Genomic DNA, 26,758 nt, shown 5'->3' with positions numbered 1-26,758 from the left:
GGAGCGGTAGTTCAGCTGGTTAGAATGCTGGCCTGTCACGCCGGAGGTCGCGGGTTCGAGTCCCGTCCGCTCCGCCAACTCTAAAAGCCCTCGGCGCAAGCCGGGGGCTTTTTCTTTGTGCCGTCGGAAGCGGTGCGCAGGCCGCGCCGGTGCTGCTTTTGGTCCCTGCGACGAAGCGGGTTACACTGCCGGGCTCGCCAATCAGGCCTTGTGATTCCTCACCATGCTGCAGAAACTCCGCGACAAGACCTCAGGCTGGATCGTCACCGTGATCCTGGGGCTGCTGATGATTCCGTTCCTGTTCGTGATCGACAACAGCTACCTCGGTGGCGTTGGCGCACAGAACGTGGCCAAGGTTTCCGCGCCGCCGACCTGGTGGCGTTCGGCACCGTCGTGGTGGCCGGTGCGCATGCTGTGGCAGCATCATGAGATCAGCGCGCAGGATTTCCGCACCCGCTTCGAGCAGGAGCGCATGCGTGAGCGCCAGCAGCAGGGCGAGAATTTCGACCCGCGCGCGTTTGAAAGCACCGAAAACAAGCTGGCCGTGCTCGATCAGCTGATCGACGAACAGGTCGTGCGCCTGGTCGGCGAGCAGGCCGGTGTCGTGATCGGCGATGGCGCGGTGCGCGAGTACATCGCCACCATCCCGGCCTTCCTCGATTCGAACGGCAAGTTCAACGAGAACAACTACCGCCTGGCGCTTGCCGGTGGCAATCCGCCGCGCACGCCGACCCAGTTCCAGGAACTGGTGCGTGAGAGCCTGCAGCAGTCGGTGATCCCGTCGGGCCTGCAGAACTCGGGCTTCGTTACCCAGTCCGAGACCGAGCGCCTGCTGAAGCTGCTGGGCGAGACCCGCGATGTCGAACTGGCCGCGCTGCCGGAAGTGCCGGCCGATACCGCGCCGGTGACCGACGCGCAGATCAAGCAGTGGTACGACAGCCATGGCAAGGACTTCCGCCAGGCCGAGAGCGTTTCGCTCGAGTACGTCGAGATCAATGGTGCGAACCTGCCGGCACCGACCGCCGCCGACGAAGCCACCCTGCGCAAGCGCTATGAAGACGAGAAGGCGAAGTTCACCACGCCGGAGCAGCGCCAGGCCTCGCATATCCTGATCACCGGCGACGGTGCCGAAGCCAAGGCGAACAAGATTGCCGCCGAAGCCAAGGCCGCCGGCGCCGACTTCGCTGCACTGGCCAAGGCCAACTCGGAAGACCCGGGTTCGAAGGGCCAGGGTGGTGACCTGGGTTGGGTCGAACGCGGCGCGATGGTCAAGCCGTTTGAAGATGCGTTGTTCGCTGCCAAGGCCGGTGACGTGATTGGTCCGGTCAAGACCGAGTTCGGCTATCACATCATCAAGGTTGCTGCGGTCCGTGGCGGCCAGGGCAAGTCCTTCGAGGAAGTGCGTGACACGCTGGCTGCCGAGCAGCTGAAGGCCGACGGCGAGCGCGGCTTCAACGAACTGGCCGGCCGTCTGGTCGACGCCATCAACAAGAGCCCGAGCGATCTGGCTGCCGCGGCCAAGGAAGTGAACCTGCCGCTGCGGACGCTGGGCCCGATCACCCGTGCCACCGCCAGTGGCATCGCCGCTGACCCGGGCGTGCTGCGTGCCGCCTTCTCCGACGTGCTGGTGCAGGACGGGACCGCCAGCGACCCGATCGCGCTGGGCGGCGCGACCAACCACAGTGTGGTCATCCGCGTGGCCGCGCACACCCCGGAACAGGCCATGCCGCTGGACAAGGCGCGCGAGCAGGTGATCGCCGCGATCCGTGCCGACCGTCAGCGCCAGGCCAGCGACAAGGCGGCCGATGCCGTGCTGGCCAAGCTGAAGGCGGGCGCCACCCTGCAGTCGCTGGCGGCCAGCGAGAAGCTGCAGCTGAGCCCGATGCCCGGCCTGCCGCGCAGCCAGCCGGTGCCGACCCCGGAAATCAACCGCGCGATCTTCAGCGCGCCGGTGCCGGCCGATGGCAAGCCGAGCTACGGCAAGGTCGATGTCAACGGCCATGCGTTGCTGTTCGCGGTGAACAAGGTGAACCCGGGCGACGTGAAGGAAGTGACCGCCGAGCAGCAGAAGCAGCTGAAGGACCAGCTGAGCCAGATCGATGGCATGGCTGCGGCCAAGGCCTATGTCGAGGCGATGCGCAAGAAGTTCGTGATCCAGACCACCGAAGCGAACCTGTAAGCCTCGCGGCGGGCAGGATCGAAGAAGGCCCGGCAATGCCGGGCCTTTTTTTTGTCTTCGCGTCGTTTGTGGCGCGCTTGGCCTCTGGTAGTGGTCGAGCTTGCTCGACCGCCTTTTGTAAAGTCGAGCCGTGCTCGACTGCATCCGCTGGGCGCAGGCATGAAAAAGCCGAGCATGGGCTCGGCTCTACAGGAAGCAGGGCAGGGCGCGGCCGGAATCGCGCCTGCTTCAATCCTCGACGCGCAGCACCGCGCCAGGCTTCAGCACGCTGCTGCCGCTCAGGCCGTTCAGCGACAGCAGGGCCTTCACCGGCATGCCGTAGCGGCGGGCGATGGTCCAGGCCGACTCGCCATCACGCACGGTGTGGCGGCGGCTGCGCGGACGGTCGGCGATCGCGGCGACGGTTCTGGTGACCTGCGGCGTCGGTACAGCGGCCGCCACCGGTGCGGTGGTGGCGACCAGCGCGGTCGCTGCCTCCGCTACCGTCGCATTTGCGGCCGAGACCGGCGCCAGCACGCGGGTGGTACCCGAGGGGCGGCCACCGGAGGCCAGGGCCGGGTTGAGGCGGGCGATCCTGGCAGGGTCCAGGGCGCGCTGTGCGGCCCACTGCTGCACGCTGGTGCCCGCAGGCAGGGTGTGGTCCTTCAGCACCGGCACGGTGCGGTCCAGCGAGGCCATCACGCCAGGCTGGTCTTCCACGTCTTCCAGCACGCAGGCCAGGGCATGCAGCTTCTCGACGTAGGCATGGGTGACCGGCGACAGGCCGGGCAGCGCCGAAGGCTTGGCGTTCTGCGCGTTCATGCCAGCCTTGCGCATGGACTGCAGCACGCGGTACTCGCCGGCGTTGTAGGCCATCGTGGCCAGGCGCCAGTCGCCGCCGAACATGCCGTGCAGGGTCTTCAGGTAGCGCACTGCGGCCTGGGTCGAATCGACCGCCGACAGGCGGCCGTCATAGCCGTTGGTCATCGGCACGCGATGGTTGCGCGCGGTGGTGGCGATGAACTGCCACAGGCCGGTCGGGCCGCTGCCATTGCGGGCATTGGGCCGGTAGCCGCTTTCCACGAAGGGAATCAGCGCGAACTCGGTGGGCAGGTCGGCCTTGCGCAGCTCTTCGACCACGTAGCCGAACAGCACCAGCGCATCGTCATCCTGGTTGGCCAGGCGCGATGGGGCGTGGGCGAACTGCTTCTGCCAGCGCGGGCTGGTGGCCTCGGCGTCGCAGCTGGGTTCGGCCAGGCCGTCGCGGAAGCTGGTGAAGATCTCCTGGCCGTTACGCACCGAGGCTGCTGGCAGCGCGGACGGATCCAGCGGCAGGGCCGCGGCAGCGGTCAGGTTCTGGCTGATGCCGGCGCCCAGCGACTGTGCGCCCGCGGTTCCGGCCAGCCCCAGGGCAAGGCCCAGGGCCAGCGGCAGACTTCGGCGCATCATGCGCGGAAGCCGTCTTTCCAGTGCCGGAGACCGGCCATCACGTCGACGTCGTCAACGACGTCACGGCCCAGGTGTGCCGAGACCGACGCACGGATCGGCGCCGCGTGCACACGCAGGAAGGGATTGCAGTCGAATTCGTTGGCCAGGGTTACCGGCAGGGTGGAACGGTCATCGCGGCGCATGGCCAAAGCCTCCTCTTGGCGCTGCCACAGGGCAGCGTTGGCGGGGTCGACATGCCGCGCGAAGACGGCATTTGACACGGTGTACTCGTGGGCGCAACAAAGCAGCAGTTGCGCGGGCAAGGTACCCAGCTTGCGCATCGATGCCAGCAGCTGGGACGGCGTACCTTCGAACAGACGTCCACAGCCCAGGCTGAACAACGAATCTCCGCTGAAAAGATGTTCAGCAGTGTGAAACGCGATGTGGCTGCGGGTATGCCCGGGCACGGATAGTACGTGGAACGTCCGGCCCAGTGCCTGAACGCGTTCACCTTCGCCGACGCGTTCGGTGGCCGTGGGGATGCGCTCTTCGACCGGCGCGATGACCCGTACACCGGGAAAACGAGCCTGCAGTGCGGGCACGCCACCGATGTGGTCGTCGTGGTGGTGGGTGAGCAGGATCGTGTCCACGCGCAGGCCCTGATCGGCCAGTGCGAGCACTGGCGCGGCATCGCCGGGGTCGACGACCACGGCAGTGCCATCGTCGGCGATCAGCGTCCAGATGTAGTTATCCGCAAATGCGGGCAGGGCAGTCAGTCGCATAGAATTGGACCATGCCCGCGCTGCAGAGCACCCGTCAAGCGAGCCAGACCCCGTGGTTCGACAGTGAGCCGGCGGCGGCGCTGCGCGTTCTGGAACGGCAGTTGCTGCTTCCGCAGCTGTCGGCGCTGCCCGCGCAGCCCTGGCTGTGGATCGCGCCGAGTGCGGCCTGGCTGGAGGATGCGCAGCTGGGTGGGCGTGGCCTGCGCCTGTACCGGCAGGGGTCGGGACCGGGCTATGACGGCGATACCCGCTGCGGGCTGCCCTTGCCCCTGGCCAACGAGAGCGTCAATGCGATCGTGCTGCAGCATGTCACCACCGGCGATGCCGACCTGCTGCTCGACGAGTGCGAGCGCGTACTGATGCCGGGCGGCCATTTGTGGCTGAGCAGCCTCAATCCGTTCAGCCCCTACCGCACGCACTGGCGGCAGCATGGGCTGGTGGTGCGCACGCCGCAGCGGATCCGCCTGCTGCTCGGCCGCCATGGCCTGGAGTGCGACGATATGCGCTACCTCGGCCCGCTCTGGCGCGGTGCCGGCAGCCGTCGCCCGGGGGGCTGGGCGCCATTGCGCGCGGCCTGCCTGTTCCATGCGGAGAAACGCACGCTGGCCCTGCCCGGGCCGAAACCGCTGCCGGTGCGCTGGCACGGCACCGTTGCTACCTGATTCTGGAGCTGTATTGAAAACCATCGAAATCCACACCGACGGATCCTGCCTCGGCAATCCCGGCCCCGGCGGCTGGGCTGCGTTGCTGCGCTACAAGGGCCACGAGCGCGAGCTCAGTGGCGGTGAAGCGCACACCACCAACAACCGGATGGAGCTGATGGCGGCCATTTCCGGGCTGGAGACGCTGACCGAGCCGTGCAACATCGTGCTCTACACCGACTCGCAGTACGTGCGGCAGGGCCTGACCCAGTGGATGCCCGGCTGGATCCGCAAGAACTGGAAGACCGCTGGCGGTGATCCGGTGAAGAACCGCGAGCTGTGGGAGCGCCTGCACGCGGCCACGCTGCGGCACCAGATCGACTGGCGTTGGGTGAAGGGCCACTCCGGCGACCCGGACAATGAGCGGGTGGATACCCTGGCCCGCAACGCGGCGATCCAGATCCGCGACGCCAGCCCGGTAAACTGAGCCCATGCGTCAGATCATCCTCGATACCGAAACCACCGGCCTGGAGTGGAAGAAGGGCAACCGCATCGTCGAAATCGGCTGCGTGGAGCTGTTCAAGCGCCGCCCGACCGGCAACAACTACCACCAGTACATCAAGCCGGACTGCGAGTTCGAACAGGGCGCGCAGGAAGTCACCGGCCTGACCCTGGAGTTCCTCGATGACAAGCCTGAATTCGCGCAGATCGCCGATGAGTTCCTGGCGTTCATCGATGGCGCCGAGCTGATCATCCACAACGCGGCGTTCGACCTTGGCTTCCTCGACAACGAGTTGTCGCTGCTGGGGCCGCAGTACGGAAAGATCGCCGACCGCTGCACGGTCATTGATACCCTGGCGATGGCGCGTGAGCGCTTCCCGGGCCAGCGCAACTCGCTGGATGCGCTGTGCAAGCGGCTGGGCGTGGACAACTCGCACCGTGCGCTGCACGGCGGCCTGCTCGATGCGCAGATCCTGGGCGATGTCTATATCGCACTGACCTCGGGCCAGGAAGAGATCGGCTTCGGCCTGGGCGATGACGATGGCGGCGGTGCCGGCGCGGCGTTGCAGGCTTTCGATACCAGCAAGCTGCTGCCGCGTCCGCGCGTGGTGGCTACGCCGTCGGAGCTGGAAGCGCACGCTGCGCGGCTGGAACGGCTGCGCAAGAAGGCCGGCCACGCACTGTGGGATGGCCCGAAGGTGGAAGAGCCCGCCAGCGCGTAATACATCGAGGTAGTGCCGGCCGCTGGCCGGCATCGTCCTGATACCAGGTTCCCCCGCGTGAGCCGGCCAGCGGCCGGCACTACCGCCTCCACGCATGGCGAGGCTCTACCGGTTAATGGCAGCGCACCAGGATCACGCTGATGTTGTCACGGCCACCGCCGTCGAGTGCGGCGGCGACCAGCGTATCCACGCATTCCTGCGCGCTGGCATCTTCGAATGCCAGGGTGCGGGCGATGCCGCGGTCATCCACTTCCTCGGTGAGACCGTCACTGCACAGCAGCAGCTGCATGCCCGGACGCAGCTCACCACTGGTGGTGGCCACGTTCAGGTGGGCTGGATCGGTCACGCCCAGTGCCTGGGTGACCACGTTGCGATGCGGATGCGCGCGCGCCTGTTCGGCGGTCAGGTTGCCCTGCGCGACCAGTTCCTGCACCACGCTGTGGTCCTGGCTGAGCTGCGCCAGCTGGCCGTCGCGCCACAGGTAGGCGCGGCTGTCGCCGACCCAGGCCACTTCATAGCGGTTGCCCTGCACGCGCGCGGCGACCACGGTGGTGCCCATCGGCAACGTGTCGTTGCGCCGGCGCGAGGCGCGGATGATCTCTTCGTCGGCAGTGCGGATGGCCTGTGCCAGCGGTGCGCCGCGGCGAATCTCGCGCACGATGGTTTCGCGTGCCAGTGCACTGGCCACTTCGCCGCAGGCATGCCCGCCCATGCCGTCGGCCACCAGCCACAGGGCCAGCTCGCTGTCACCGTAGTAGGTGTCCTCGTTGAGCTCGCGGCGCATGCCGGGGTGGGTGAGGTGTCCGAATTCGATCATGGTAGGCAGGGCGGGGTATTGCCGGGGGAGACAGGCATCATCGGGTGGCCGCAGGCATCCGGCAAGGCATGCGCCCAGGAAATTTTCAGTTCGTTGGCCGGAATGACTTGTCGTCGGCCTCACTTCCTCGTATGATGCGCGTCCCCGGTCCGCCGGGGACCACCCGGAGAGGTGGCAGAGTGGTTGAATGTACCTGACTCGAAATCAGGCAGGCGTTTATAGCGCCTCGGGGGTTCGAATCCCCCCCTCTCCGCCAGATAAAAGAAAAGGGCTGCCGAAAGGCGGGCCGCCCCACACGTTGCGCGGCAACGCGTGGGCCCCTCCCTTTACCTGCCTCTCCCCGCCCCTGTCGGGGCAGCCCCTCAACAGAGGGGCTTGCTTCTCCAGATGGTTCCGGGCGTGGATGCGGCATTGATGACTTCCTTGTCTCTGCGGGAATAGAAGAGGGCTGCCGAAAGGCAGCCCTTTTCTTTTATCTGGCGCGGGACGCGACGCGCGTTTCGCGCGCCGCCCCACACGTTGCGTCGCAACGCGTGGGCCCCTCCCTTTGCCTGCCTCTCCCCGCCCCTGTCGGGGCAGCCCCTCAACAGAGGGGCTTGTTCCACCCGGCGATTCCCTGTGTGGCGGATGCAAGTCATTGCTTGGATGAGTTCGGTGATCATCCCCTTGACTGGAGAGGGCTGCCGAAAGGCAGCCTTTCTTCTTTCATCAGGCGCGGGAACGCGACGCGCGTTTCGCGCGTCGCCCGAGACGTTGCGCCGCTCGTTGCCCGCTGGGTGCATCCACGCACGGCGTGGAAGGCAAGGCCATTCGCACAGGGTGGGAACCGATGCCCTGTGCGAATGGCGTGTGCTCAGAACGTGTAGCCCAGCCCCAGCTGTATGCCGTTCTGGGTCTGGCCGTCGCGCCGCTCGCCCACGTAATCAACCATCACCGACACGCGCTTGCTGGCACGGCTGGTCACGCCCAGGTTCCAGGCCAGGACCTGCTCACCGACGGGCTGGCTGCTGGCACTGAACAGCAGGTCCGGGGCGGCGGCGAAGCCGTTGCTGTAGCGGGCCTGGGTATCGCCCAGCTCCTTCTGCCAGACCACGCGGGCCCGCGGGGTGATGCGCTCGCCGTTGTTGCCGTCGAAGGTCTTGAACAACTGCAGGCCGGCGCCTACGCGGATGCTTTCCAGGCTGCCACTGCGGCCGATGAGTGCGGCTGCGTCCTGGCCTTCGTTGAAGTGCGTGGCCGAGGTGCGCATGTAGTCGATCACCGGCAGCAGCGGCTGTATCACCAGGCCGTTGCCGGTGGTGAACGAGAACGCATGCTCCACGCGCGCGGAAATCGCGTCGTTGCTGTACTTCGCGCGCAGCGGTGCCTGCAGGCCCTCGATTCCCTCGATGCTGCGACGGGTGTCGTGGCGAAGATCGGTGTAGCGGACGGCGGCGGAGAGGTAGCCACGCGAATAGAGCGCGTCCACGTAGCCGCCGATATCCAGCGCGCGGACATCGCCGCTGAATCCTGCACCTTCACTGGACCGGGTCGACATGTCGGCCGCGGCAAGGCTCACGCCCAGTGTCACGCGGTCGTCTGCCAGACGGGTATCGGCACCAAGCGCGATACCGCCGATGGTGTGGTTCAGGCCGGCGACGCCCGCACCACCCTCGATGCGGCCATGACTGCCGAACCCGCGCGCCCAGAAGCTGCGGTTGTGTCCGGCGTCGCCCGCCTCACTGCCCGCATCTGCCGGTGCGACCAGGTGCATCGCCAGCTGGTTGAACAGGCGACTGCCGGTCGTTGCCGATTGCGCCGAGGCGGTCTGCGCGGCCTGTGCTGCCAGGCCGTCCGCATCGCCACCGCTGCGCGATGCTGCCTGGTGCTGCTGCACGACGTTGCCGATGCTGCCGACCAGTGCGGTATCGGCCAGGCGCAGGCTGGCATGCGCGTCGCCGCGCAATGCTCCCGCCTGGCGCGCGATGTCATCGCGGTCAGCGAACTGCAGGGCACCCAGCAGTCCGCTCATCGAGGAGGTGCGCTGCGCAGCGGCCTGTTGCAGTGCGATGCCCAGACCGTCCCCGGACGGGGCATTGCCGAACAAGCGTGTGTCGTCGAAGGAGGGATTGGCGGTCAGCCACAGGCCACTGCCGGTCTGGTTGACGGTGAAGCTGAGCAGTGAATTGTGGCGAGGGCGGAATACGGCGCCGGGAGCGGTGAGGTCCACCGCGCTGCCGGCCTCGCCACTGCGCTCGACGTACTGGAAGCGCCCTTCGATGAAGTCCGACACCGGTGCTGCGCGGGTCAGGGTATCGGGCGTCGCGGTGCGGCACCACAAGCCGGCGTACTCACCGTTCGACGGGCCGCAGGGGGCGACGGGCAGCTGCAGGGCGCTGGAATCCACCTGGGTTCCGACCAGATGGTTCTGCTGGCCTGCCGGGAAGAACGCCTGCTTGATGTCCAGCGTCAGCCTGGCGCTGGGGGCAATGCTCAGCACGGCGCGGTTGATGTTGCCGTACAGGTTGTAGTCACCGGACCGCCGGTCCTCTTCGACCAGGAAGTAGCGGGCTTCTTCCAGCGTCAGTGCCGGTGCGGTGCGCTGGCTGTCGACCTGGAAGGCCAGGTTCGCACCGTCATTGAGGTTGATGTAGCGCCCCTTGCCGATCCGGAAGCGTTCGCTGGTGAACACGTCGTCGCCACCCGGCGCGAGTGCTTCCAGCGAGTAGGGGCGCATGACGATGCCGGAGGGCGCGAGCGTTCCGCCCTCGTTGATGTCGATCGTGGCATTCAATGAACCGTTTCCGGTCAGCACGCCGCCGCGTTCGACCACGGTCAGGCTGCGCAGTGCGCCCTGCTGCAGCTCGATGCGCCCGCCATTGCGGGCGCCGATGGCTTCGGCGTGGTGGATCCAGCCATTCTGCTGCAGGCGCAGGGTGCCGCCATCGGCCACCACATACTGGGCGGCGGAGGCGGTATCCAGTGACCAGACACCGCCCTTGCCGATGCGGATCACACCGAAGGCGTCGTCCAGCCGGATGTCCGGGGTCGATTGCTGGAAGTAGCGCAGGTTGGCCAGCGCATTGGTGTAGCGCCCGCGCACGGCCAGGTTCGGATTGAGGTCTCCGCTCACGTCCTTGTCGATGGAAAGCACGTCGCCGGTCTGGACGTAACCGGCTTCGGTGACGACGCGATCACTGTAGAAGGTCACACCGGGATACGCGGTGCAGTTGCCTGCCGCGCTCTGGTCGCGGGTCGGGCAGAAGCGCGTGGCCACGGCCGCCACGTTCGGGTCGAAGTAGCGCAGGAAGCCCGACTGCTGGGTCAGTTCATAGTGCGCCTGGACGATGCGCGCTTCGATGACCGCGAAGTCGGTCGGGCCGAACATGTCCCGGTAGTACTTGATGTACTTGTCCTGCCCCGGGTACGGGGTAGGGCCGTTCGGGCCGGATTCGCCATGGATGCCCAGCACCGTCTCCGTGTAGTTGCCGTGCGCCGGCAGCAGGCCGAACTGCGTGACCTTGCGCTTCACGCCGGCAACGAAGGCGTCGGCGCAGGCCGAGTAGCAGCCGCCGTCCAGCACGGTATCCAGCCCGTGCTGGCGGATGATGGCGCCCATGCCCACGCCACCGGAGGCGGCCCCGCCCGGCGAGTTGCGGAACACCACCTGGCGCAGCGGCGTACCCCGGGCCTGCGCGGCGAGGATGTAGGCCTCCAGCGTCTGCGGATCGGTCGCCAGCACGTTGCCGGTGTAGTAGAGCGTGTCTCCATTCACGTGGAAGGCACTGGCATGGGCCTGCGGCGAGGCAGCGATGCCGAGAAGCGCTGCAACAAGGGCACTGCCGAGGACGGTGGCGCGACGGGTGGGGAGGGCGGGATATCGATGCATGCGGAGTTCCACGGAAAGGAGTGAAGTGCGGTTGCCGCCCCTTTTTCGCTGCATGAACACGCTGATGCGGCGTGGTTTCAACACGTTGCAGCGTGGGCAGGGCGGCGGGTCGCGCGCGCTCGGCCGTTGGACTGGCCGGGCGAGGAGGGCGACAGGCCGCCTCTCCAGACCGCTAACGCAGCTGCGGGGGGTTCTCCCCCAGTCATCGCGCTCGGCTGACCATGCAGGCGCCGGGGCGCAGCGTTTGCGCCGCGCGGGTTACCATGTATGCATCACCCGCTGGAGCCTTCCCCCATGAGCGCTGAAATCCTTGTCCCCGTGTCCTTCGGCGAGCTGCTGGACAAGATCTCGATCCTGCAGATCAAGTCCGAGCGCATCAGCGACGAGGGCAAGCTGGCCAACGTGCGCAGGGAGCTGTCGGCGCTGGAGCAGACCTGGATGGCGCACCCGGCGGCGGTGAAGGACATCGCCAAGCTGCGTGCCGAGCTGAAGGCGGTCAACGAGCAGCTGTGGGACATCGAGGACGACATCCGCCTGAAGGAAAAGGCGCAGGCGTTCGACCAGGGCTTCGTCGACCTGGCGCGCAGCGTCTACCTGCGCAACGACGAGCGTGCGCGCATCAAGAAGGCGATCAACCTGGCGCTGGGCTCGGCGTACGTGGAAGAGAAGTCCTACCAGGATTACGCGCAGCGCGCGTAATCCCGGCGGCCAAAAGGGGGAGGTCCACGCCACGCGTGGATGAAACCGCAGGGCGCAGGCCAACGCCCGGCCGGCCCATCACCCCAGATGATCGGCCACGTAACGCTCGAAAGCCGCGATGCCGTCTTCGACAGTGATCAGTTCCATCACATCGTCGAACTCGATCTTGGTGCCCCATTTCAGATCGGCAGCCTGCTTGGCCAGGTACTTGCGTGCGGCGTCGTCGTAGCGGTCCACGCAGTAGCGGCGGTCCGAGTACGGTCCGCTGCGGTTCGGGTTGCTGGCCGCATGCAGGCCCAGCACCTTGGCGCCCATCGCGTTGGCGATGTGCATCGGGCCCGAGTCCGGAGTCATCACCAGGTTGGCGCGGGCAAGCAGGGCAGGCAGCTGCTTCAAGGTGTCCTTCCCGACCAGGTCCAGCGCCGGCGTGAGCAGTTGTGCCTGGATGGCATCGGCCATGCTGCGCTCCAGTTCGCTGCGGCCACCGCACAGCACCACCTGCCAACCACGCTGCGCGGCGTGGTTGGCCACGGCTGCATAGCGGTCTGCATACCAGTTGCGGCGCACGTGGCTGGAACAGGGCGAGATCATCAGCACCGGGCGCCCATCGTCCTGCCATTGCGCAGCGGCCCAGTCATATGCGGACTGGGGCACGGCCAGGTCCCAGCTGACCTCGGTCTGGCGCAGGCCCAGCGGCTCGCAGAAGCTGCCGATGGCATCCAGCACATGGACGCCGGGGCGGTCGGGAATGCGCTCGTTGATGAAGAGCCCGTGCAGGTCCTTGGAACGGCTGCGGTCGTAGCCGATGCGTCGCTCGGCGGGAATGAACGCCGACAGCAGGTTGGCGCGGAACGCCACCTGCATCTGCAGCAGCGCTTCAAAACGCCCCGGTGGCAGCTGTTTGCGCAGCTCCTTGACACCTGCCATGCCGCTCTTCTTGTCGTAGGCGTGGAAAGTGACGCCGGGCAGGCCATCGAGCAGTTTGTGGCCGACCTTGTCGATGATCCAGTGGATCGGCGTGTCCGGACGCGCAGCCTGCAGGGTGCGCACCAGGGGCACCACGTGGGTGACATCGCCGAGTGCGGACAGGCGCAGGAGGCACAAGGAGGAGGACGCTGATGCCATGTGTTGTTAGACTCAATGAAATGGTCGCATTCGACGCCAATGAAGCGCTGACGCCATGCCGCGAGGGTCGCGGCATCGGGGCCATTCTGTTCGACCGCGAGCGGCTGCGGCAAGCCGAGGTTGGCCTGTTCTCCCCCCAGCACTGGGGCAGCAAGGCCCGGCCGGTCGGCGAGGGCGGCCGCGGCAGCGCCTGGTTCATCGATGCGCCGTTCGGCGCCAGCGTGCTGCGCCACTACCTGCGCGGCGGCCTGGCAGCGAAGATCAGCCATGACCAGTACCTCTGGCGTGGCTCGGACCGGACCCGGAGCTTTGCCGAATTCCGCCTGATGCGCGCCCTGCGCGAGAAGAAGCTGCCGGTGCCCCGGCCGATCGCCGCGTACTACATGCGCGAAGGCCTGCGCTACCGGGCGGCAATCCTGATGGAGCGGATCGAGGGCGTGCGCTCGCTGGCCGACCGTGCGCTGGTCGCCGGACGGGGCGCGCCCTGGGAAGAGACCGGGCGGCTGATCGCCCGCTTCCACCGTGCCGGCCTGGACCATGCCGACCTCAACGCGCACAACATCCTGTTCGATGGCAACGGCCATGGCTGGCTGATCGACTTCGACCGTGGAGTGATCCGCATTCCGGCCACCGCCTGGCGCGAACGCAACCTCAAGCGCCTGCTGCGCTCGCTGATCAAGCTGCGCGGCGAGCGCAGCGTGGAAGACGTGCAGAAGGACTACGCGCGGCTGAGGCGCGCCTATGACATGGCCTGGAACCGGGGCACCTGATGGGCTGGTCGTTGCGTTTCCTCGGCGTCGGCAACGCGTCGGCGGTCGAGCTGGGGTCGCCGATGTCGGTGATCGAGCGGGACGGGCGGCCGTGGCTGACGATCGACTGCGGCGGCGAAGGCCTGACCGCGTTCAAGGCGCACTACGGGCACATGCCGCAGGCACTGTTCGTCACCCATGTGCACCTGGATCACGTGGCCGGTTTCGAGCGGCTGTTCGTCGATTCCTTCTTCAGTACGCAGCGCCGCGGCAAGGTGCGCCTGTATGTGCCTGCCACCGTGGTGCCGCTGCTGCACAAGCGCATCGGTGACTACCCGAACGTGCTGGCCGAGGGCGGTGCCAACTTCTGGGATGCGTTCCAGTTGATCGTGGTGGGCGAGGCGTTCTGGCACGAGGGCGTGCGCCTGGAAGTATTCCCGGTACGCCACCACTGGCCGGAGACGGCGTACGGCCTGCGCCTGCAGGGCGCGCTGACCTGGAGTGGTGATACCCGGCCGATTCCGGAGATGCTGGCCCGCTTCGCCAATGACAACGAACTGATCGCCCACGACTGCGGCCTGCACGGCAATCCGTCGCATACCGGTGTGGACGACCTGGAGCGCGAGTACAGCGCGGAACTGCAGGCGCGGATGATGCTCTACCACTACGCCAGCGTGGCTGATGGTGTGGCGCTGGCCGCGCGCGGCCACCGCGTGGCGCAGCCGGGGCAGTGCGTGCCGCTGGCCACCCCGACTGCACCGCACGTGCTGGCGCAGGATCCGCCGTGAGCGGTGCCGGCCTGCCCGCCGACGCGGCGCTGGCCGCCGGACTGGAGGTGCTGGAGCGCGCGCTGCATGCGCCTGCGGTGCGGGCCGATCCTGAGCGCCTTGACGCATTGCTGGACGAGGATTTCAGCGAGATCGGCAGTTCCGGGCAATGCTACGGCCGTGATGCAGCCTTGCAGGAGATCCCGTTGGAGCGCGCGCAGGTGCTGATCGAATCGGAACAGTACGCGGTGTGGTTGCTGGCCGACGGTCTGGCCCAGGTGCGTTATCACAGCCGCCATTACCTCGACGGCCAGCCGCAAGGCTGGGTGCTGCGCAGCTCGCTGTGGCGCCGGCACGGGGATGGATGGCGCATGCTGTTCCACCAGGGCACGCCCGAGGCACGGTAGGACCGGGCCATGTCCGGCGAAGGGCGCCAACCAGGGGTGGCACCTGCCAGGGGCGGGGCGTCGCCGGAAAAGGCGATGGCCCCGCCGGCTGACCTCGGCGCCCGCGTCGATCGATACCGTTGCTGCCTTCCGGCCCTGGCGGGGTTTTCGACCTAGCGTCGCGAGGGGCCGACGGGGCCACCATAGAGACGTCGGCCGCCCGGAGGGCAGCCAGTTCACGGACCAGGGGAAGCAGCGCGCGATGCGCCAGAGACCACAGCCGGACTGCGCATCGGCTGGCCGATGGCAGACGCGTAGTCTAGCGCAGGCAGGTGCATCGACGCCAGCTTCACGCGCTGAATCCGCTGTAACCCGTTCCCGCCCATGGCGGCCCGGGCCACCCGCCGTTGCTAGAATGCCGGCCAGGAGGAACGGCCTCCCCCACATCGGGAATCAAAGACCAGGACGGCCTGGCCCTACCAAGAGGAGGGCCGTCATGGCCTGGATCTATCTGTTGTTCGCCGGCCTGCTGGAAATCGTCTGGGCCGTGTCCATGAAGCAGTCCGAAGGCTTCACCAAGCTCACCCCCACCGTGGTCACGATCGTCGGCATGATCGCCAGCTTCTGGTTGCTGGCGGTGGCCATGCGCAGCCTGCCGCTGGGCACCGCCTATACGATCTGGACCGGCATCGGCGCGGTCGGTGCGTTCGTGGTTGGCATCGTGTTCCTCGGCGAGCAGGTCAGCCCGATGCGGATCGGTGCAGCGGTGCTGATCGTTTCCGGCCTGGTGCTGATGAAACTCTCGAGCAGCTGAATGATTTACTTATGGCGGGGAAAGGAATCTCCGCTTCCAGCAGGTATATGCATTTTCGGCAAGACCATTTTGTCCGCCCGTTTTATTTGACGTACGTCATGAAAATAACGAGCGTGATTCACATGCCGCTGGCACCGACGGTCGCACAGTGCCGCCATTCGTCGGGCGAAACCGGGGAGTTTTCGCCTTGAGGGACACGCTGTCGTACCTGTCACCGGGTGCGACTGCGTGAAGATGTGAAGATTTTCAGGAGTTAATGCCTTCAAACCTTGTTTCCGTATCGGGAGCCGGGGTGGGCCGCATTGTCTCCAAAAAACCTGCCAGCTGTGCCATCCGGTCTTTTCATGGAGATTTACCGATGAACCGCATTTACCGTCTGGTTTTCAATCGTGCCCTTGGGGTAATGCAGGTTGCTTCGGAGGTCGCCCGGAATCCCGGCGGAAGCGCGGTCAGCGCAGGGCGGGTGCCGCGATTGCGGGCGCATCAGCTGGCGGTGGCACTGGCGGCCACGCTGGCCAGTGGATCGGCGTTTGCGGCCTGCACTACCGCAGGTACGACGGTGACCTGCGCCACCGGCTCCAATACCAATTCGCTGACCAACAGCATCAACGGCGTGACGCTGAATATCCAGACCGGCGCCGAGCTCAGCGTGCCGCCGATCGTTGGCGGAAGTGCAGTGAATTTGAGTGGTAACGGCATCACCGTGAACAACCAGGGCACGGTCGATCCCACCATCAACGGTGGCCTGAGCCTGGCAGCGTCGGGCATGGTGCTGGGCAACAATACCGTCGGTGGAAACACCATCAGCGTCAACAATCAGGCAGGCGGGGCGATCAAAGGCCTGGTCAACATCGGCTCCATCCTCGGTTTCGGCGGACAGGCGCTGGTGGTGCAGAACGCTTCCGGCGGTGTCAGCAACATCGTCAATGCCGGTAATGTGGACATGTCGATCTTTGGTGCAGGCCTGTTGACCACGGCCGATGCGGCATCGATCGTAAGCTACGGTGGTGCGCAGACCACTCTCAACAACACCGGCACCATTACCGGCCGCATAGGGTTCCAGGGTTCGGCCACGGCGGGGGCCGGCAATACCTTCCTCAACGCGGGAACCATCAACGGCAGTGTGAACCTGGGCAGTTCGGTCGCCGGCAACACCTTCACCGCCGTGTCTGGTTCCAGCGTCAATACCGCCGGTATCGGCGTGGCCGGGCAGGTCGGCGCGCTTGCGGTGAATCTGGCCGCGGCCGGCATCGTCGACGGTGGCTCGGCGTCCAACAACAGCCTGGTGCTGCAGAACAGCGCCACCGTCCCGGGCAGCGGTACCGGCGGAGCGGTAACCACGCTGGGCTGGAACCAGTACATCAACTTCCAGAGGCTCACCGTCAACAGCGGTACCTGGAACCTGCAGGGTGCGTGGGCGGGTGCGGGCACGACCACGCTCAACGATGGCCTGGTCAATTTCAATAATGCGGGTTCCTTCGGTACAGGGCTGTTCACCGCCAACGGCGGTGCCATTGCCGCCTCCACGGCCGGTCTGAACCTGACCAACGCCTTCAACCTTGGCGGCAACCTTTCCCTCGGCGGGACCAATGCGTTCAGCCTGGGTGGCGTGCTGTCCGGTACTGGCGGGCTGACGGTCAACAACACCGGCATCGTCACGCTCGGCGGCGCAAACCTGTTCTCCGGCGGCGTCAACCTCAATGCCGGCGGCCTGGTACTGGGGAATGCCGGTGCACTGGGCATCGGCAACCTGACCGTCGGTGGCAGCGCTTCGCTGGATACGACGGCGGGCTTCAACCTGGGCAACAATCTGGTGGTCAATGGCGGGGGCTCGCTGAACCTGCTGGGCAGCAATGCGCTGACATTGAGTGGCTCGATTTCTGGTGCCGGCAACGTGACCAAGAACGGCGCGGGCACGCTGACCTTGAATGGCGCCAATTCGCTGACCGGCGCCTTCAATCTGGCCGGCGGCGCATTGGCGCTGGGCGCGGGTGGCAGCCTGTCGCCCACCGGTGCGATCACGCTGGGCGTTGGTACCAGCCTCGATCTTTCAGCGGCGACCAACCAGACCATCGGCTCGCTGGCCGGTCTCGGCGGTTCGGTCAATCTCGGCAGCCACACGCTGACCCTGGGTGGGCTGGGCAATACCAGCTACAGCGGCACGTTCGCCGCAGGCACCGGTGGCCTGATCAAGCTCGGTACCGGCGTGCAGACCCTGTCCGGCGTCAACAACCTCAGCGGCGGTGTTGCGCTCAACGCCGGCGGCTTGTTGCTGGGCAATGCGGCCGCGTTGGGCAGCGGCACGCTGTCCGTCGGCGGCAATGCCACGCTGGATGGCACGACCGGGTTGGCGTTGACCAATGCCGTCAACCTCGGTGCCGGGGCCAGCCTGAATCTGCTGGGCAACCAGGCGCTCACATTCAACGGCGTGATCGGTGGCGCTGGTGGCCTGATCAAGAATGGCGCGGCAACCCTGACGCTCAACGGCGCCAATACGTTCGGCGGCGGTCTGGCGCTCAATGCCGGCAGCCTGGTGCTGGGCAACGGCGGTGCACTGGGAACCGGGGCGCTGAACGTCGGCGGTGCGGTATCGCTCGACGCCAGCGCCGGCCTCACCGTGGGCAATGGCATCACGCTTGGCGCCGGTGGTTCGCTCGATGTGCTGGGCTCGAATGCGCTGACGCTGGGCGGTGTCATCGGCGGGAGCGGCAGCCTGGTCAAGAACGGCGCCTCCACGCTGACGCTGGGCGGCGCGAACACGTTCACCGGTGGGCTGGCGGTGAATGCCGGAACGGTGTCATTGGCCAGTGGTGGCAGCCTGGCGGCGACCGGCGCGGTCAGCCTGGCCGGCGCTGGCAGCGCACTGGATATCTCGCTGGGTGGCAACCAGACCATCGGTGCGTTGTCCGGCGTGGCTGGCAGCACCCTGTCGCTGGGCAGCAGCACGCTGACCTTCGGTGATGCCACCAACCAGACCTTCGCCGGCGTGATCGGCGGCACCGGTGGCCTGATCAAGCAGGGCACCGGCGTGCAGACGCTGACCAGCGCCAGCACCTTCAGCGGTGGGGTGAATCTTGCCGCCGGTGGCCTGGTGCTGGGCAACGCCGGTGCGCTGGGAAGCGGTGCGCTGACCGTCAGTGGCAACGGTTCGCTGGACGCCACTGCTGCACTGAACCTGGGCAATGCGATCAACCTCGGCGCGGCGTTGACCCTGCCGGGCAGCCAGAACCTGGCCCTGGCCGGCAACGTCACCGGCACCGGCAGCCTGGTCAAGAATGGCGCGTCGACACTGACCTTGAATGGTACCAACACCTTCAGCGGTGGACTGAGCGCAAACGCCGGCAGTCTGCTGCTGGGCAACAGTGGCGCACTCGGTACGGGAGTATTGGGCATTGGCGGCAGCGTCTCGCTCGATGGCGGCGCCCCGCTGAACCTGGCCAACAATGTGTCCCTGGGCGCGGGTGCCGCGCTGTCGCTGCCGGGCTCGCAGGCGATCACGCTGGGTGGCGTGGTGTCCGGTGCCGGCAGGCTGGTCAAGAATGGTGCCACCACGTTGACCCTCAACGGCGCCAACAGCTTCGGTGGTGGGCTGACCGTCAACGGCGGCGGCGTGTTCCTGGGGAACGCCGGCGCACTGGGCACCGGTGCACTGTCGGTGGGCGCCAATGCCACGCTGGACAGTTCAGTAGCGCTGAACCTCGCCAACGACCTCAACCTTGGGGCGGGCGCGGCGCTGGATCTGCTGGGCAGCCAGAACGTGTCGCTGGGCGGTCTCATCAGTGGTACTGGCAGCCTGGTCAAGAACGGTACGGCGACGCTGGCGTTGAACGGCGTCAATACGTTCAGCGGGGGCGTCGGCCTCAACGCGGGCCTGCTGCAGCTGGGCAATGCGCAGGCGCTGGGTACCGGCCAGCTGGACGTGGGCGGCAACGCTTCGCTGGAGGCCACAACGGCGCTGGCGCTGGGCAACACCATCGGTCTCGCTGCCGGTGCCAACCTTTCCGTGCTGGGCAACAATGACCTGACGCTGGCCGGTCCGGTATTCGGTGCCGGTGGGCTGATCAAGGACGGCACGGCGCGGTTGACGTTGTCGGGCGCCAATACCTACAACGGAGGCACCACCATCAACGCCGGCACGCTGGCGCTGGGCGCAGGCGGCAGTCTCGCCGCAGCCGGTGCGGTGAATCTTGCCGTTGCGGGCGCGACACTGGACATCTCCGCAGCCGGTGCGGCACAGACCATCGGCGCGTTGAATGGCGTGGCGGGCAGCCAGCTGGCGCTGGGCGCGCAGTCGCTGACCTTTGGCGGTGCCAGCAATGGCAGCTTTGCCGGTGTGATCGGTGGAACCGGTGGCCTGGTCAAGACCGGCACGGGCGTGCAGACGCTGTCCGGTGCAAACACGTTCAGTGGTGGCCTTGCGCTCAACGCGGGCGGGTTGGTACTGGGCGATGCAGGTGCGCTTGGTACCGGTGCGCTGGGTATTGGCGGCACCACCACGCTGGACAGCACGGTGGCATTGAATCTGGCCAACGCGGTGAACTTCGGTGCCGGCACCCAGCTCACCCTGGGCGGAACCAGTGACGTTGCATTCGGAGGCGTGCTGAGCGGCAACGGCAGCCTGGTCAAGAATGGTGCGGGCCTGCTGACCCTCAACAACACCAACACCTTCGGTGGCGGCCTGACCTTGAACGGTGGTGGCCTGGTGGTCGGCGCGAATGGTGCGCTCGGTACCGGTGCGCTGGCGGTCAATGCCAGCACCACGCTGGATGCAGGCACTGCAGTGACGCTCGGCAATGCGGTCACGCTGGGCTCGGGCGTCGCACTCACGCTGCCCGGCAGCAATGCGCTGACGCTGTCGGGCGTGGTAGGCGGCAATGGCAGCCTGATCAAGAATGGCGGCACCACGTTGACGCTGTCCGGTGCCAACACCTACACCGGCGGTACCACCATCAACGCCGGCACGCTGGCGTTGGGCACGGGTGGCAGTCTCGCCGCAGTCGGTGATGTCACGTTGGGCGCAGGCGCAGGCTTCGATATCTCCGGTGCCGGCGGCAACCAGACCATCGGCGCGCTCAACGGCGCGGGCGGCAGCACGCTGACGCTGGGCGGCAATTCGTTGACCTTCGGTACCGCCGGCAACGCCGCGTTCGATGGCGTGATCAGCGGCGGTGGTGGCCTGGTCAAGGTGGGCGCGGGCGTACAGACCTTGTCCGGCGCCAATACCTTCGGTGGCGGCGTGACGCTCAATGCAGGCGGACTGGTGCTCGGCAATGACGCAGCGCTGGGCACGGGCGCATTGACCGTCGGTGGTGCTGCCACGCTGGATACCACCGGCCTGGCAACGCTGGCCAACAACATTGCGCTCAATGCCGGGCTGACCGTAATCGGGACCAATGCACTGACGCTCAACGGCGTCCTTTCCGGTACCGGCAGCCTCACCAAGAATGGCAGCGCGACGCTGACGTTGAATGGCGCCAACACCTACACCGGTGGCACCAACATCAACGCCGGCACGCTGGCGCTGGGGGCCGGTGCCAGCCTGGCCGCGAGCGGTACCGTCAATCTTGCCACCGGCGCCACGCTGGACCTGTCGGCCGGCAGTGGCACGCAGCAGTTCGGCACGCTGGTCGGCAACGGTACGGTGAACCTCGGTGCCAACTCGATCGAAGTGGGCGGCGCCACCGATGGCACCTTCAGTGGCTCGATCGCAGGCACCGGTGGCCTGACCAAGGTCGGTGCCGGCATCGAGACGCTGACCGGTGCCAACACCTACACCGGCGGCACGTTCATCAACGCCGGTACCCTGGCGATCGGCCCCGGCGGCAGTCTGGCCGCGACCGGTGCGGTGAGGCTCACTGCGGCAGGCACGGGCTTCGATATCTCGACTGCCGGCGCCAACCAGACCATCGGGGCGTTGAACGGCGTGGCGGGTTCGACGGTGAGCCTGGGGGCGCAGACGCTGACCCTGGGCGGCGTTGGCAACAGCATCTTCGATGGCGCGATTTCCGGCACCGGTGGCCTGGTCAAGAATGGCGCCGGCATCCTCACGCTGGGCGGTGCCAATCTGTTCAGTGGTGGCGTTGCACTCAACGGCGGTGGCTTGGTGGTCGGCAACAATGCTGCGCTCGGCAGCGGTGCGTTGACGGTCGGAAGCAACGCAACACTGGATGCATCGACCGCTGCCAGCCTGGCCAACAACATCAGCCTGGCAGCGGGTGCCAACCTCGACCTGCTCGGCAGCCAGGCGCTGGCGCTGGGCGGTGTGATCTCGGGTACAGGTGGGTTGATCAAGGACGGTGCGGCCACGGTAACCCTGAGCGGTGCCAACACCTACACCGGTGGTACCACCATCAACAGCGGCACGCTGGCGATCGGTGCCGGTGGCAGCCTCGCCGCGACCGGCGCGGTGAATCTGGCCGGTGCTGGCACGCTCGATATCTCCGCGGGCAACCAGACCATCGGTTCGCTGGCCGGCGTGGCCGGCAGCACGGTGGCGCTGGGCGGCAGCACGCTGACCCTGGGCGGCACCGTGGACAGCACCTTCAACGGTGCGATCAGCGGCAATGGCGGGCTGATCAAGAACGGCGCGGGCGTGCAGACGCTCAATGGCGGCAGTACCTTCAGCGGCGGCGTGGCGCTCAACGCCGGTGGCCTGGTGGTCGGCAACAATGCTGCGTTGGGCACCGGTGCGGTGACGGTCGGAGGCGCTGCGACGCTCGATTCGAACACGGCGGTCACCCTCGCCAACAACTTCACCCTCAACAACGCGTTGACCGTCCTCGGCAGCAACAACCTCACCCTCAACGGCATCCTCAGTGGTACCGGCTCACTGACCAAGGAGGGTGCCGCGACGCTGACCTTGAATGGTGCCAACACCTATACCGGCGGTACTTTCATCAACGCCGGCACGCTGGCACTGGGTGCTGGCGCCAGCCTGGCCTCCTCAGGCATCGTCAACCTGGCCTCGGGTGCGACCTTCGATCTGTCGGCGGGCAGCGGCACGCAGCAGTTCGGTACCCTGATCGGCAACGGTACGGTGAATCTGGGCGCCAACACGCTGACGATCGGAGACGCCACCAATGGCACGTTCAGTGGTTCGGTGGCCGGCTCCGGTGGCCTGATCAAGGAAGGTTCGGGTACCCAGACGTTGACCGGCACCAACACCTTCACCGGTGGAACCACCATCAACGCCGGTACGCTGGCGATCGGCGCCGGTGGCAGCCTCGCGGCGACTGGTGCGGTGAACCTGGCCAATGCCGGTACCGCCTTTGACATCAGCGCGGGTGGTGCGCAGGCGATCGGTTCGCTGGCAGGCGTGGCAGGTTCGACCGTGGCGCTGGGCGGCAGCACGCTGACCCTCAATGGCGTGGGCAATACCACCTTCGCCGGCACCATCGGAGGGGCCGGTGGCCTGGTAAAGAACGGCGCAGGCATCCAGGGCTTGACTGGCGTCAACGTCTTCACGGGCGGCGTGACCCTCAATGCCGGTGGCCTGCTGCTGGGCAACGGCGGTTCGCTGGGCATCGGCGCGCTGACCGTAGGCGGCAACGCCAGCCTGGATGGCACCAGTGCGCTGACTCTGGCCAACACCGTGCAGCTGGCCAGCGGCACGCTGACTCTGGTCGGCAGCAACGCGCTGACCTTGAACGGACCGATCAGCGGTGCCGGTGGCCTGCTGAAGGATGGCGCGGCGACGGTCACCCTGGGCGGTGCCAGCAGCTATGCCGGCACCACCACCATCAACAGCGGCACGCTGGCGGTAGCAGCCGGCGGCAGCCTGTCCGGTGCCAGCACGGTCAACCTGGCCGGTGCTGGCACACTGGATATCAGCGCCGGTGGCAACCAGAGCATCGGCGGCCTGGCCGGTGTGGCCGGCAGCACGGTGGCGCTGGGAGGCGCAACGCTGACTACCGGCGGCAACAACGCCAGCACCGTGTTCGCTGGCGTCCTCAGTGGCACCGGCGGCCTGGTGCAGGGAGGTACCGGTACGCTGACCCTGAGCGGCGACAACACCTATACCGGCGGTACCACCATCAACGGTGGCAGCACCCTGCAGATCGGCAACGGTGGCAGCACCGGTTCGGTGCTGGGCGACATCACCAACAATGGCAGCCTGGTCTACAACCTCGGCACCACGGCAACCGTGGGTGCGGTGGTCAGTGGCAATGGCGGTCTGACCCAGGCCGGCAGCGGCACGCTGGTGCTGACCGGCAACAACACCTACACCGGAGGGACCACCATCAATGCCGGCGGCGCGCTGCAGATCGGCAACGGTGGTGCGACCGGTGCGATCGTCGGCGACATCACCAACAACGGCGCGCTGGTGTCCAACGTGGCCGGCAACACCACGCTCGGTGGCACCATCAGCGGCAGTGGCGGCCTGACCCAGGCCGGCAGCGGCACGCTGGTGCTGACCGGCAACAACACCTATACCGGCGGCACCACCGTCAATGCCGGTGGCACCCTGCAGGTGGGCAATGGCGGTGCGACCGGTGCGATCACCGGCAACGTTGCCAACAACGGCAGCCTGGTATTCAACGTGGGCGGCAACACCACGGTCGGTGGCGCGATCAGCGGCAGCGGTGGCCTGACCCAGGCCGGCAGCGGCGTGCTGACCCTGGTCGGCAACAACACCTATACCGGTGGCACCACGATCAATACCGGCGGTACGCTGCAGGTCGGCAACGGCGGGGCAACCGGCGCCATCGCTGGAGACATCACCAACAATGGCGCGTTGATCTCCAACGTGGCCGGCAACACGCAGCTGGGCGGCACCATCAGCGGTACGGGTGGCCTGACCCAGGCGGGCAGTGGGTCGCTGGTGCTGACCGGCACCAACACCTACACCGGGGGTACCACCATCAACGCCGGCGGCACGCTGCAGCTGGGCAATGGCGGCGCGACCGGCTCGATCATTGGCGATGTCACCAACAACGGCACGCTGCTGTCCAACGTGGCCGGCAACACCACGCTGGGTGGCACCATCAGTGGCAGCGGCGGCCTGACCCAGGCCGGCAGCGGCACTCTGACCGTGACCGGCAACAACACCTACACCGGGCCGACCACGATCAATGCAGGCGGCACGCTGCAGGTCGGCAACGGCGGTGCGACCGGCGCGATCGGTGGCAACGTCACCAACAACGGCAACCTGGTGTTCAACGTGGCCGGCAATACCACGGTCGGTGGCGCCATCAGCGGCAGCGGTGGCCTGACCCAGGCCGGCAGCGGCACGTTGATCCTGGGCGGCAACAACACCTATACCGGTGGCACCACCATCAATACCGGCGGCACGTTGCAGGTCGGCAATGGCGGCGCCAGCGGTGCGATCGCCGGCAACGTCAGCAACAACGGCAGCCTGGTGTTCAACGTGGGCGGCAACACCACCGTCGGAGGCACCATCAGCGGCAATGGTGGCCTGACCCAGGCCGGCACCGGAACGGTCACCCTGACCGGCAACAACACCTACACCGGCGGCACCACCATCAATGCCGGCGGCACCGTGCAGGTCGGCAATGGCGGCGCCAGCGGCTCGATCACCGGCAATATCACCAACAACGGTGGCCTGGTCATCAACACCGGCGGCACCACCACGCTGGGCGGCACCATCAGCGGTGGTGGCAGCATCGTGCAGGCAGGCCCGGGCGGCCTGAACCTGGGCGGCAACAGCGGCGGCTTCAGCGGCACCGGCCAGGTCACTGGCGGTGGCCTGAATGTCACCGGCAACATCGGTGGCCAGTGGACCATCGGCAGCGGTACCACGCTGTCCGGTACCGGGACCATCGGTGGCACGGGTGGCGGCGTGACGGTGTCCAGCGGTGGCGTGCTGTCGCCGGGCAATGGCCCGGGCAACGGCAGTGGTGCGGGCAATGGCACCGGCACGGTCACGGTGGGCGGCAACCTGACGTTGTCGCCGGGCAGCACGCTGGGCGTCGACCTGGGCGCCACCGGCAGCGATACGGTACAGGTGGGCGGCAGCGCCAACGTGGGTGGCAGCATCGTCAAGGTGAATACCATCTCGCCGAACACCAGCTACCAGCAGGGCCAGCAGTACACCGTGATCAACGCGGGTGGTGGCGTCAGCGGGCAGTTCGCTTCGGCGACCTCGCCGTCGGCCTTCCTGACCATCACCCCGGTCTATACCGCCAACACGGCCAACCTGCAGATCGACGTAGCGCAGACCGCGGCATTCACCACGGCGGCGAAGACGCGCAACCAGTACAACACCGCTGCAGCGCTGGACAGCCTGCCGCAGAGTGGTCCGGCACTGGGCCTGTACAACACGCTGCTGATGTATGACGCGGGTACCGCGCGTGCGGCGTTCGACCAGTTGTCCGGCGAGGTACATGCGGCCAGCCGTGCGGTGCTGCTGTACGACAACTACCTGGAAGAGGGCATCCGCCAGCGTCTCGGCAGCGAACTGCCGACCGTGCGTGGCGAGCGTGCCTCGGCCTGGCTGGCCGGCAGCGGCAAGGTGTTCCGCCAGGACGGTGACGGCAACGGCGATGACATCCGCTCCAACCGCAATGCACTGATGGCGGGCGTGGACTGGCAGCTGGGCGAACACGTGGTGCTGGGTGCGGCCGCAGGCAACGAGCGGCTGGATACGCGCCTGTACGATCGCAGCTCGCGGGCCCGCCTGCGCGGCAACACGTTCGGCCTGTATGCGCAGGGCCAGTGGAACAACGGCTTTGCGGTCGGTGGCAGCGTATCGCGCGGTGACTACCGCACGCGTACCACGCGTGAGGTGCCGCTGCTGGGCCAGACCCTGTACAGCCGCCAGGACTCGGATGTGACCATCGCGCAGGTGGAGGGCAGCTGGACCTGGACCCATGGCAGGACCCAACTGCAGCCGTATGTGCAGTTCACCAGGCACTGGGTCGACAGCGATCGTGCGGTGGAGCAGGGCGGCACGGCTGCGCTGGTGCTGGAAGGCGGCAAGGACACGCTCAATGTCAGCACCGTGGGCGTGCGCGGCCGTTGGGATGTGGGCAGCGGCGAGCGCTTCCCGGCGCAGCTGACGGTTGGCCTGGGCTGGCAGCATGCATCGGGTGATACCGATGTGGCCAGCCGCAACCGCTTCGCGGTGGGCGGCAATGCCTTCGACGTCTACAGCGCGGTGATGGCACGCAATGCGCTGGTCAGTCAGGTGGGCGTGGCGGTGGGCCTCGGCCGCAACAGCCAGCTGTCGATGTTCGTGCAGGGCCAGCACGGCGATGGCCGCCGCGACGTGGGCGGGCAGATCAACCTGCGCGTGGGCTTCTGAGGAGAGTGGGGCGAGGTTGGATCCACGCCTGCGTGGAT

15 protein-coding genes, 2 tRNA genes and 1 other RNA gene are annotated in these 26,758 nt (G+C 67.1%); 12 read left to right on the top strand and 6 right to left on the bottom strand.

The window, feature by feature from the left end; all coding sequences use genetic code 11:
- Window positions 1-77 (top strand) — tRNA-Asp (locus tag O0K41_RS11835).
- A gap of 146 nt (window positions 78-223) precedes the next feature.
- Complete coding sequence (locus tag O0K41_RS11830) at window positions 224-2,179, top strand: peptidyl-prolyl cis-trans isomerase (protein ID WP_149500752.1); 1,956 nt, start codon at window positions 224-226, stop codon at window positions 2,177-2,179.
- Between the two features lie 228 nt (window positions 2,180-2,407).
- Here O0K41_RS11830 and O0K41_RS11825 read toward each other — a convergent pair whose 3' ends face one another.
- Both O0K41_RS11825 and gloB read right to left on the bottom strand, forming a co-directional pair.
- Window positions 2,408-3,607: a lytic transglycosylase domain-containing protein gene (locus tag O0K41_RS11825; RefSeq protein ID WP_043033713.1), complete on the bottom strand. Its 1,200-nt coding sequence runs from the start codon at window positions 3,605-3,607 to the stop codon at window positions 2,408-2,410.
- Entirely contained in the window at window positions 3,604-4,368 is a 765-nt protein-coding gene (gene gloB / locus O0K41_RS11820) for a hydroxyacylglutathione hydrolase (RefSeq protein ID WP_005412427.1), read from the bottom strand. The genes O0K41_RS11825 and gloB overlap by 4 nt, the downstream gene beginning before the upstream one ends.
- Before the next feature lie 11 nt (window positions 4,369-4,379).
- On the opposite strand from gloB, the gene O0K41_RS11815 reads away from it, so the two are divergent.
- The 3 genes from O0K41_RS11815 to dnaQ are packed head-to-tail and all read left to right on the top strand — an operon-like array spanning window position 4,380 to window position 6,232.
- A complete protein-coding gene (locus tag O0K41_RS11815) occupies window positions 4,380-5,030 on the top strand; it encodes a hypothetical protein (RefSeq protein ID WP_049397081.1) in 651 nt (216 codons plus the stop codon).
- 13 nt (window positions 5,031-5,043) lie between these two features.
- Window positions 5,044-5,496, top strand: a complete 453-nt coding sequence (gene rnhA, locus O0K41_RS11810; protein ID WP_005408275.1) for a ribonuclease HI — start codon at window positions 5,044-5,046, stop codon at window positions 5,494-5,496.
- A 4-nt stretch (window positions 5,497-5,500) separates the two neighbouring features.
- The gene (dnaQ, locus tag O0K41_RS11805) at window positions 5,501-6,232 is read left to right on the top strand and encodes a DNA polymerase III subunit epsilon (protein WP_005408276.1); all 732 of its coding nucleotides are present in this window, start codon (window positions 5,501-5,503) and stop codon (window positions 6,230-6,232) included.
- A gap of 112 nt (window positions 6,233-6,344) precedes the next feature.
- On the opposite strand, the gene O0K41_RS11800 is transcribed toward dnaQ, so the two are convergent.
- Complete coding sequence (locus O0K41_RS11800) at window positions 6,345-7,049, bottom strand: PP2C family serine/threonine-protein phosphatase (RefSeq protein ID WP_005408277.1); 705 nt, start codon at window positions 7,047-7,049, stop codon at window positions 6,345-6,347.
- 165 nt (window positions 7,050-7,214) lie between these two features.
- Between O0K41_RS11800 and O0K41_RS11795 the strand changes: the two genes are divergently transcribed.
- Window positions 7,215-7,305, top strand: a tRNA-Ser gene (locus O0K41_RS11795).
- Between the two features lie 597 nt (window positions 7,306-7,902).
- On the opposite strand, the gene O0K41_RS11790 is transcribed toward O0K41_RS11795, so the two are convergent.
- Window positions 7,903-10,917: an autotransporter domain-containing protein gene (locus O0K41_RS11790; RefSeq protein WP_108270509.1), complete on the bottom strand. Its 3,015-nt coding sequence runs from the start codon at window positions 10,915-10,917 to the stop codon at window positions 7,903-7,905.
- Window positions 10,918-11,211: 294 nt separating this feature from the next.
- Here O0K41_RS11790 and O0K41_RS11785 point away from each other — a divergent pair, with 294 nt between their 5' ends.
- Window positions 11,212-11,616: a DUF6165 family protein gene (locus O0K41_RS11785; RefSeq protein WP_005408281.1), complete on the top strand. Its 405-nt coding sequence runs from the start codon at window positions 11,212-11,214 to the stop codon at window positions 11,614-11,616.
- A 78-nt stretch (window positions 11,617-11,694) separates the two neighbouring features.
- On the opposite strand, the gene O0K41_RS11780 is transcribed toward O0K41_RS11785, so the two are convergent.
- Window positions 11,695-12,741 carry a glycosyltransferase family 9 protein gene (locus O0K41_RS11780; RefSeq protein WP_012479274.1) on the bottom strand — a complete coding sequence of 349 codons (1,047 nt, stop codon included), beginning with the start codon at window positions 12,739-12,741 and terminating at the stop codon, window positions 11,695-11,697.
- 20 nt (window positions 12,742-12,761) lie between these two features.
- Here O0K41_RS11780 and O0K41_RS11775 point away from each other — a divergent pair, with 20 nt between their 5' ends.
- The 3 genes from O0K41_RS11775 to O0K41_RS11765 are packed head-to-tail and all read left to right on the top strand — an operon-like array spanning window position 12,762 to window position 14,664.
- Window positions 12,762-13,511, top strand: a complete 750-nt coding sequence (locus O0K41_RS11775) for a 3-deoxy-D-manno-octulosonic acid kinase (RefSeq protein WP_012479275.1) — start codon at window positions 12,762-12,764, stop codon at window positions 13,509-13,511.
- Entirely contained in the window at window positions 13,511-14,278 is a 768-nt protein-coding gene (locus O0K41_RS11770) for an MBL fold metallo-hydrolase (RefSeq protein WP_108270510.1), read from the top strand. The genes O0K41_RS11775 and O0K41_RS11770 overlap by 1 nt, the downstream gene beginning before the upstream one ends.
- A complete protein-coding gene (locus O0K41_RS11765) occupies window positions 14,275-14,664 on the top strand; it encodes a nuclear transport factor 2 family protein (RefSeq protein WP_164221368.1) in 390 nt (129 codons plus the stop codon). Before O0K41_RS11770 ends, O0K41_RS11765 begins: the two co-directional genes overlap by 4 nt.
- 78 nt (window positions 14,665-14,742) lie before the next feature.
- On the opposite strand, the gene ffs is transcribed toward O0K41_RS11765, so the two are convergent.
- Window positions 14,743-14,839, bottom strand: an RNA gene (gene ffs / locus O0K41_RS11760) — signal recognition particle sRNA small type.
- 300 nt (window positions 14,840-15,139) lie between these two features.
- Here ffs and sugE point away from each other — a divergent pair.
- Window positions 15,140-15,457, top strand: coding sequence for a quaternary ammonium compound efflux SMR transporter SugE (sugE, locus tag O0K41_RS11755; protein ID WP_005408286.1), 318 nt, complete (start codon window positions 15,140-15,142; stop codon window positions 15,455-15,457).
- A 358-nt stretch (window positions 15,458-15,815) separates the two neighbouring features.
- The gene (locus tag O0K41_RS11750) at window positions 15,816-26,720 is read left to right on the top strand and encodes an autotransporter-associated beta strand repeat-containing protein (RefSeq protein WP_197592042.1); all 10,905 of its coding nucleotides are present in this window, start codon (window positions 15,816-15,818) and stop codon (window positions 26,718-26,720) included.
- Window positions 26,721-26,758: the final 38 nt, after the last annotated feature.

Source organism: Stenotrophomonas sp. Sm2128 (assembly GCF_030985535.1).
Taxonomy (GTDB): Bacteria; Pseudomonadota; Gammaproteobacteria; order Xanthomonadales; family Xanthomonadaceae; genus Stenotrophomonas; species Stenotrophomonas maltophilia.
The sequence above is the reverse complement of the archived record's forward strand: the minus strand, read 5'-3'. Positions and strand labels throughout refer to the sequence as shown.

Bases quoted from the DNA above. Each gene is read 5' to 3' on its own strand.
- O0K41_RS11830 (WP_149500752.1), top strand. From the start codon at position 224: ATGCTGCAGAAACTCCGCGACAAGACCTCAGGCTGGATCGTCACCGTG.
- O0K41_RS11825 (WP_043033713.1), bottom strand. From the start codon at position 3,607: ATGATGCGCCGAAGTCTGCCGCTGGCCCTGGGCCTTGCCCTGGGGCTG.
- gloB (WP_005412427.1), bottom strand. From the start codon at position 4,368: ATGCGACTGACTGCCCTGCCCGCATTTGCGGATAACTACATCTGGACG.
- O0K41_RS11815 (WP_049397081.1), top strand. From the start codon at position 4,380: ATGCCCGCGCTGCAGAGCACCCGTCAAGCGAGCCAGACCCCGTGGTTC.
- dnaQ (WP_005408276.1), top strand. From the start codon at position 5,501: ATGCGTCAGATCATCCTCGATACCGAAACCACCGGCCTGGAGTGGAAG.
- O0K41_RS11800 (WP_005408277.1), bottom strand. From the start codon at position 7,049: ATGATCGAATTCGGACACCTCACCCACCCCGGCATGCGCCGCGAGCTC.
- O0K41_RS11790 (WP_108270509.1), bottom strand. From the start codon at position 10,917: ATGCATCGATATCCCGCCCTCCCCACCCGTCGCGCCACCGTCCTCGGC.
- O0K41_RS11785 (WP_005408281.1), top strand. From the start codon at position 11,212: ATGAGCGCTGAAATCCTTGTCCCCGTGTCCTTCGGCGAGCTGCTGGAC.
- O0K41_RS11780 (WP_012479274.1), bottom strand. From the start codon at position 12,741: ATGGCATCAGCGTCCTCCTCCTTGTGCCTCCTGCGCCTGTCCGCACTC.
- O0K41_RS11775 (WP_012479275.1), top strand. From the start codon at position 12,762: ATGGTCGCATTCGACGCCAATGAAGCGCTGACGCCATGCCGCGAGGGT.
- O0K41_RS11770 (WP_108270510.1), top strand. From the start codon at position 13,511: ATGGGCTGGTCGTTGCGTTTCCTCGGCGTCGGCAACGCGTCGGCGGTC.
- sugE (WP_005408286.1), top strand. From the start codon at position 15,140: ATGGCCTGGATCTATCTGTTGTTCGCCGGCCTGCTGGAAATCGTCTGG.
- O0K41_RS11750 (WP_197592042.1), top strand. From the start codon at position 15,816: ATGAACCGCATTTACCGTCTGGTTTTCAATCGTGCCCTTGGGGTAATG.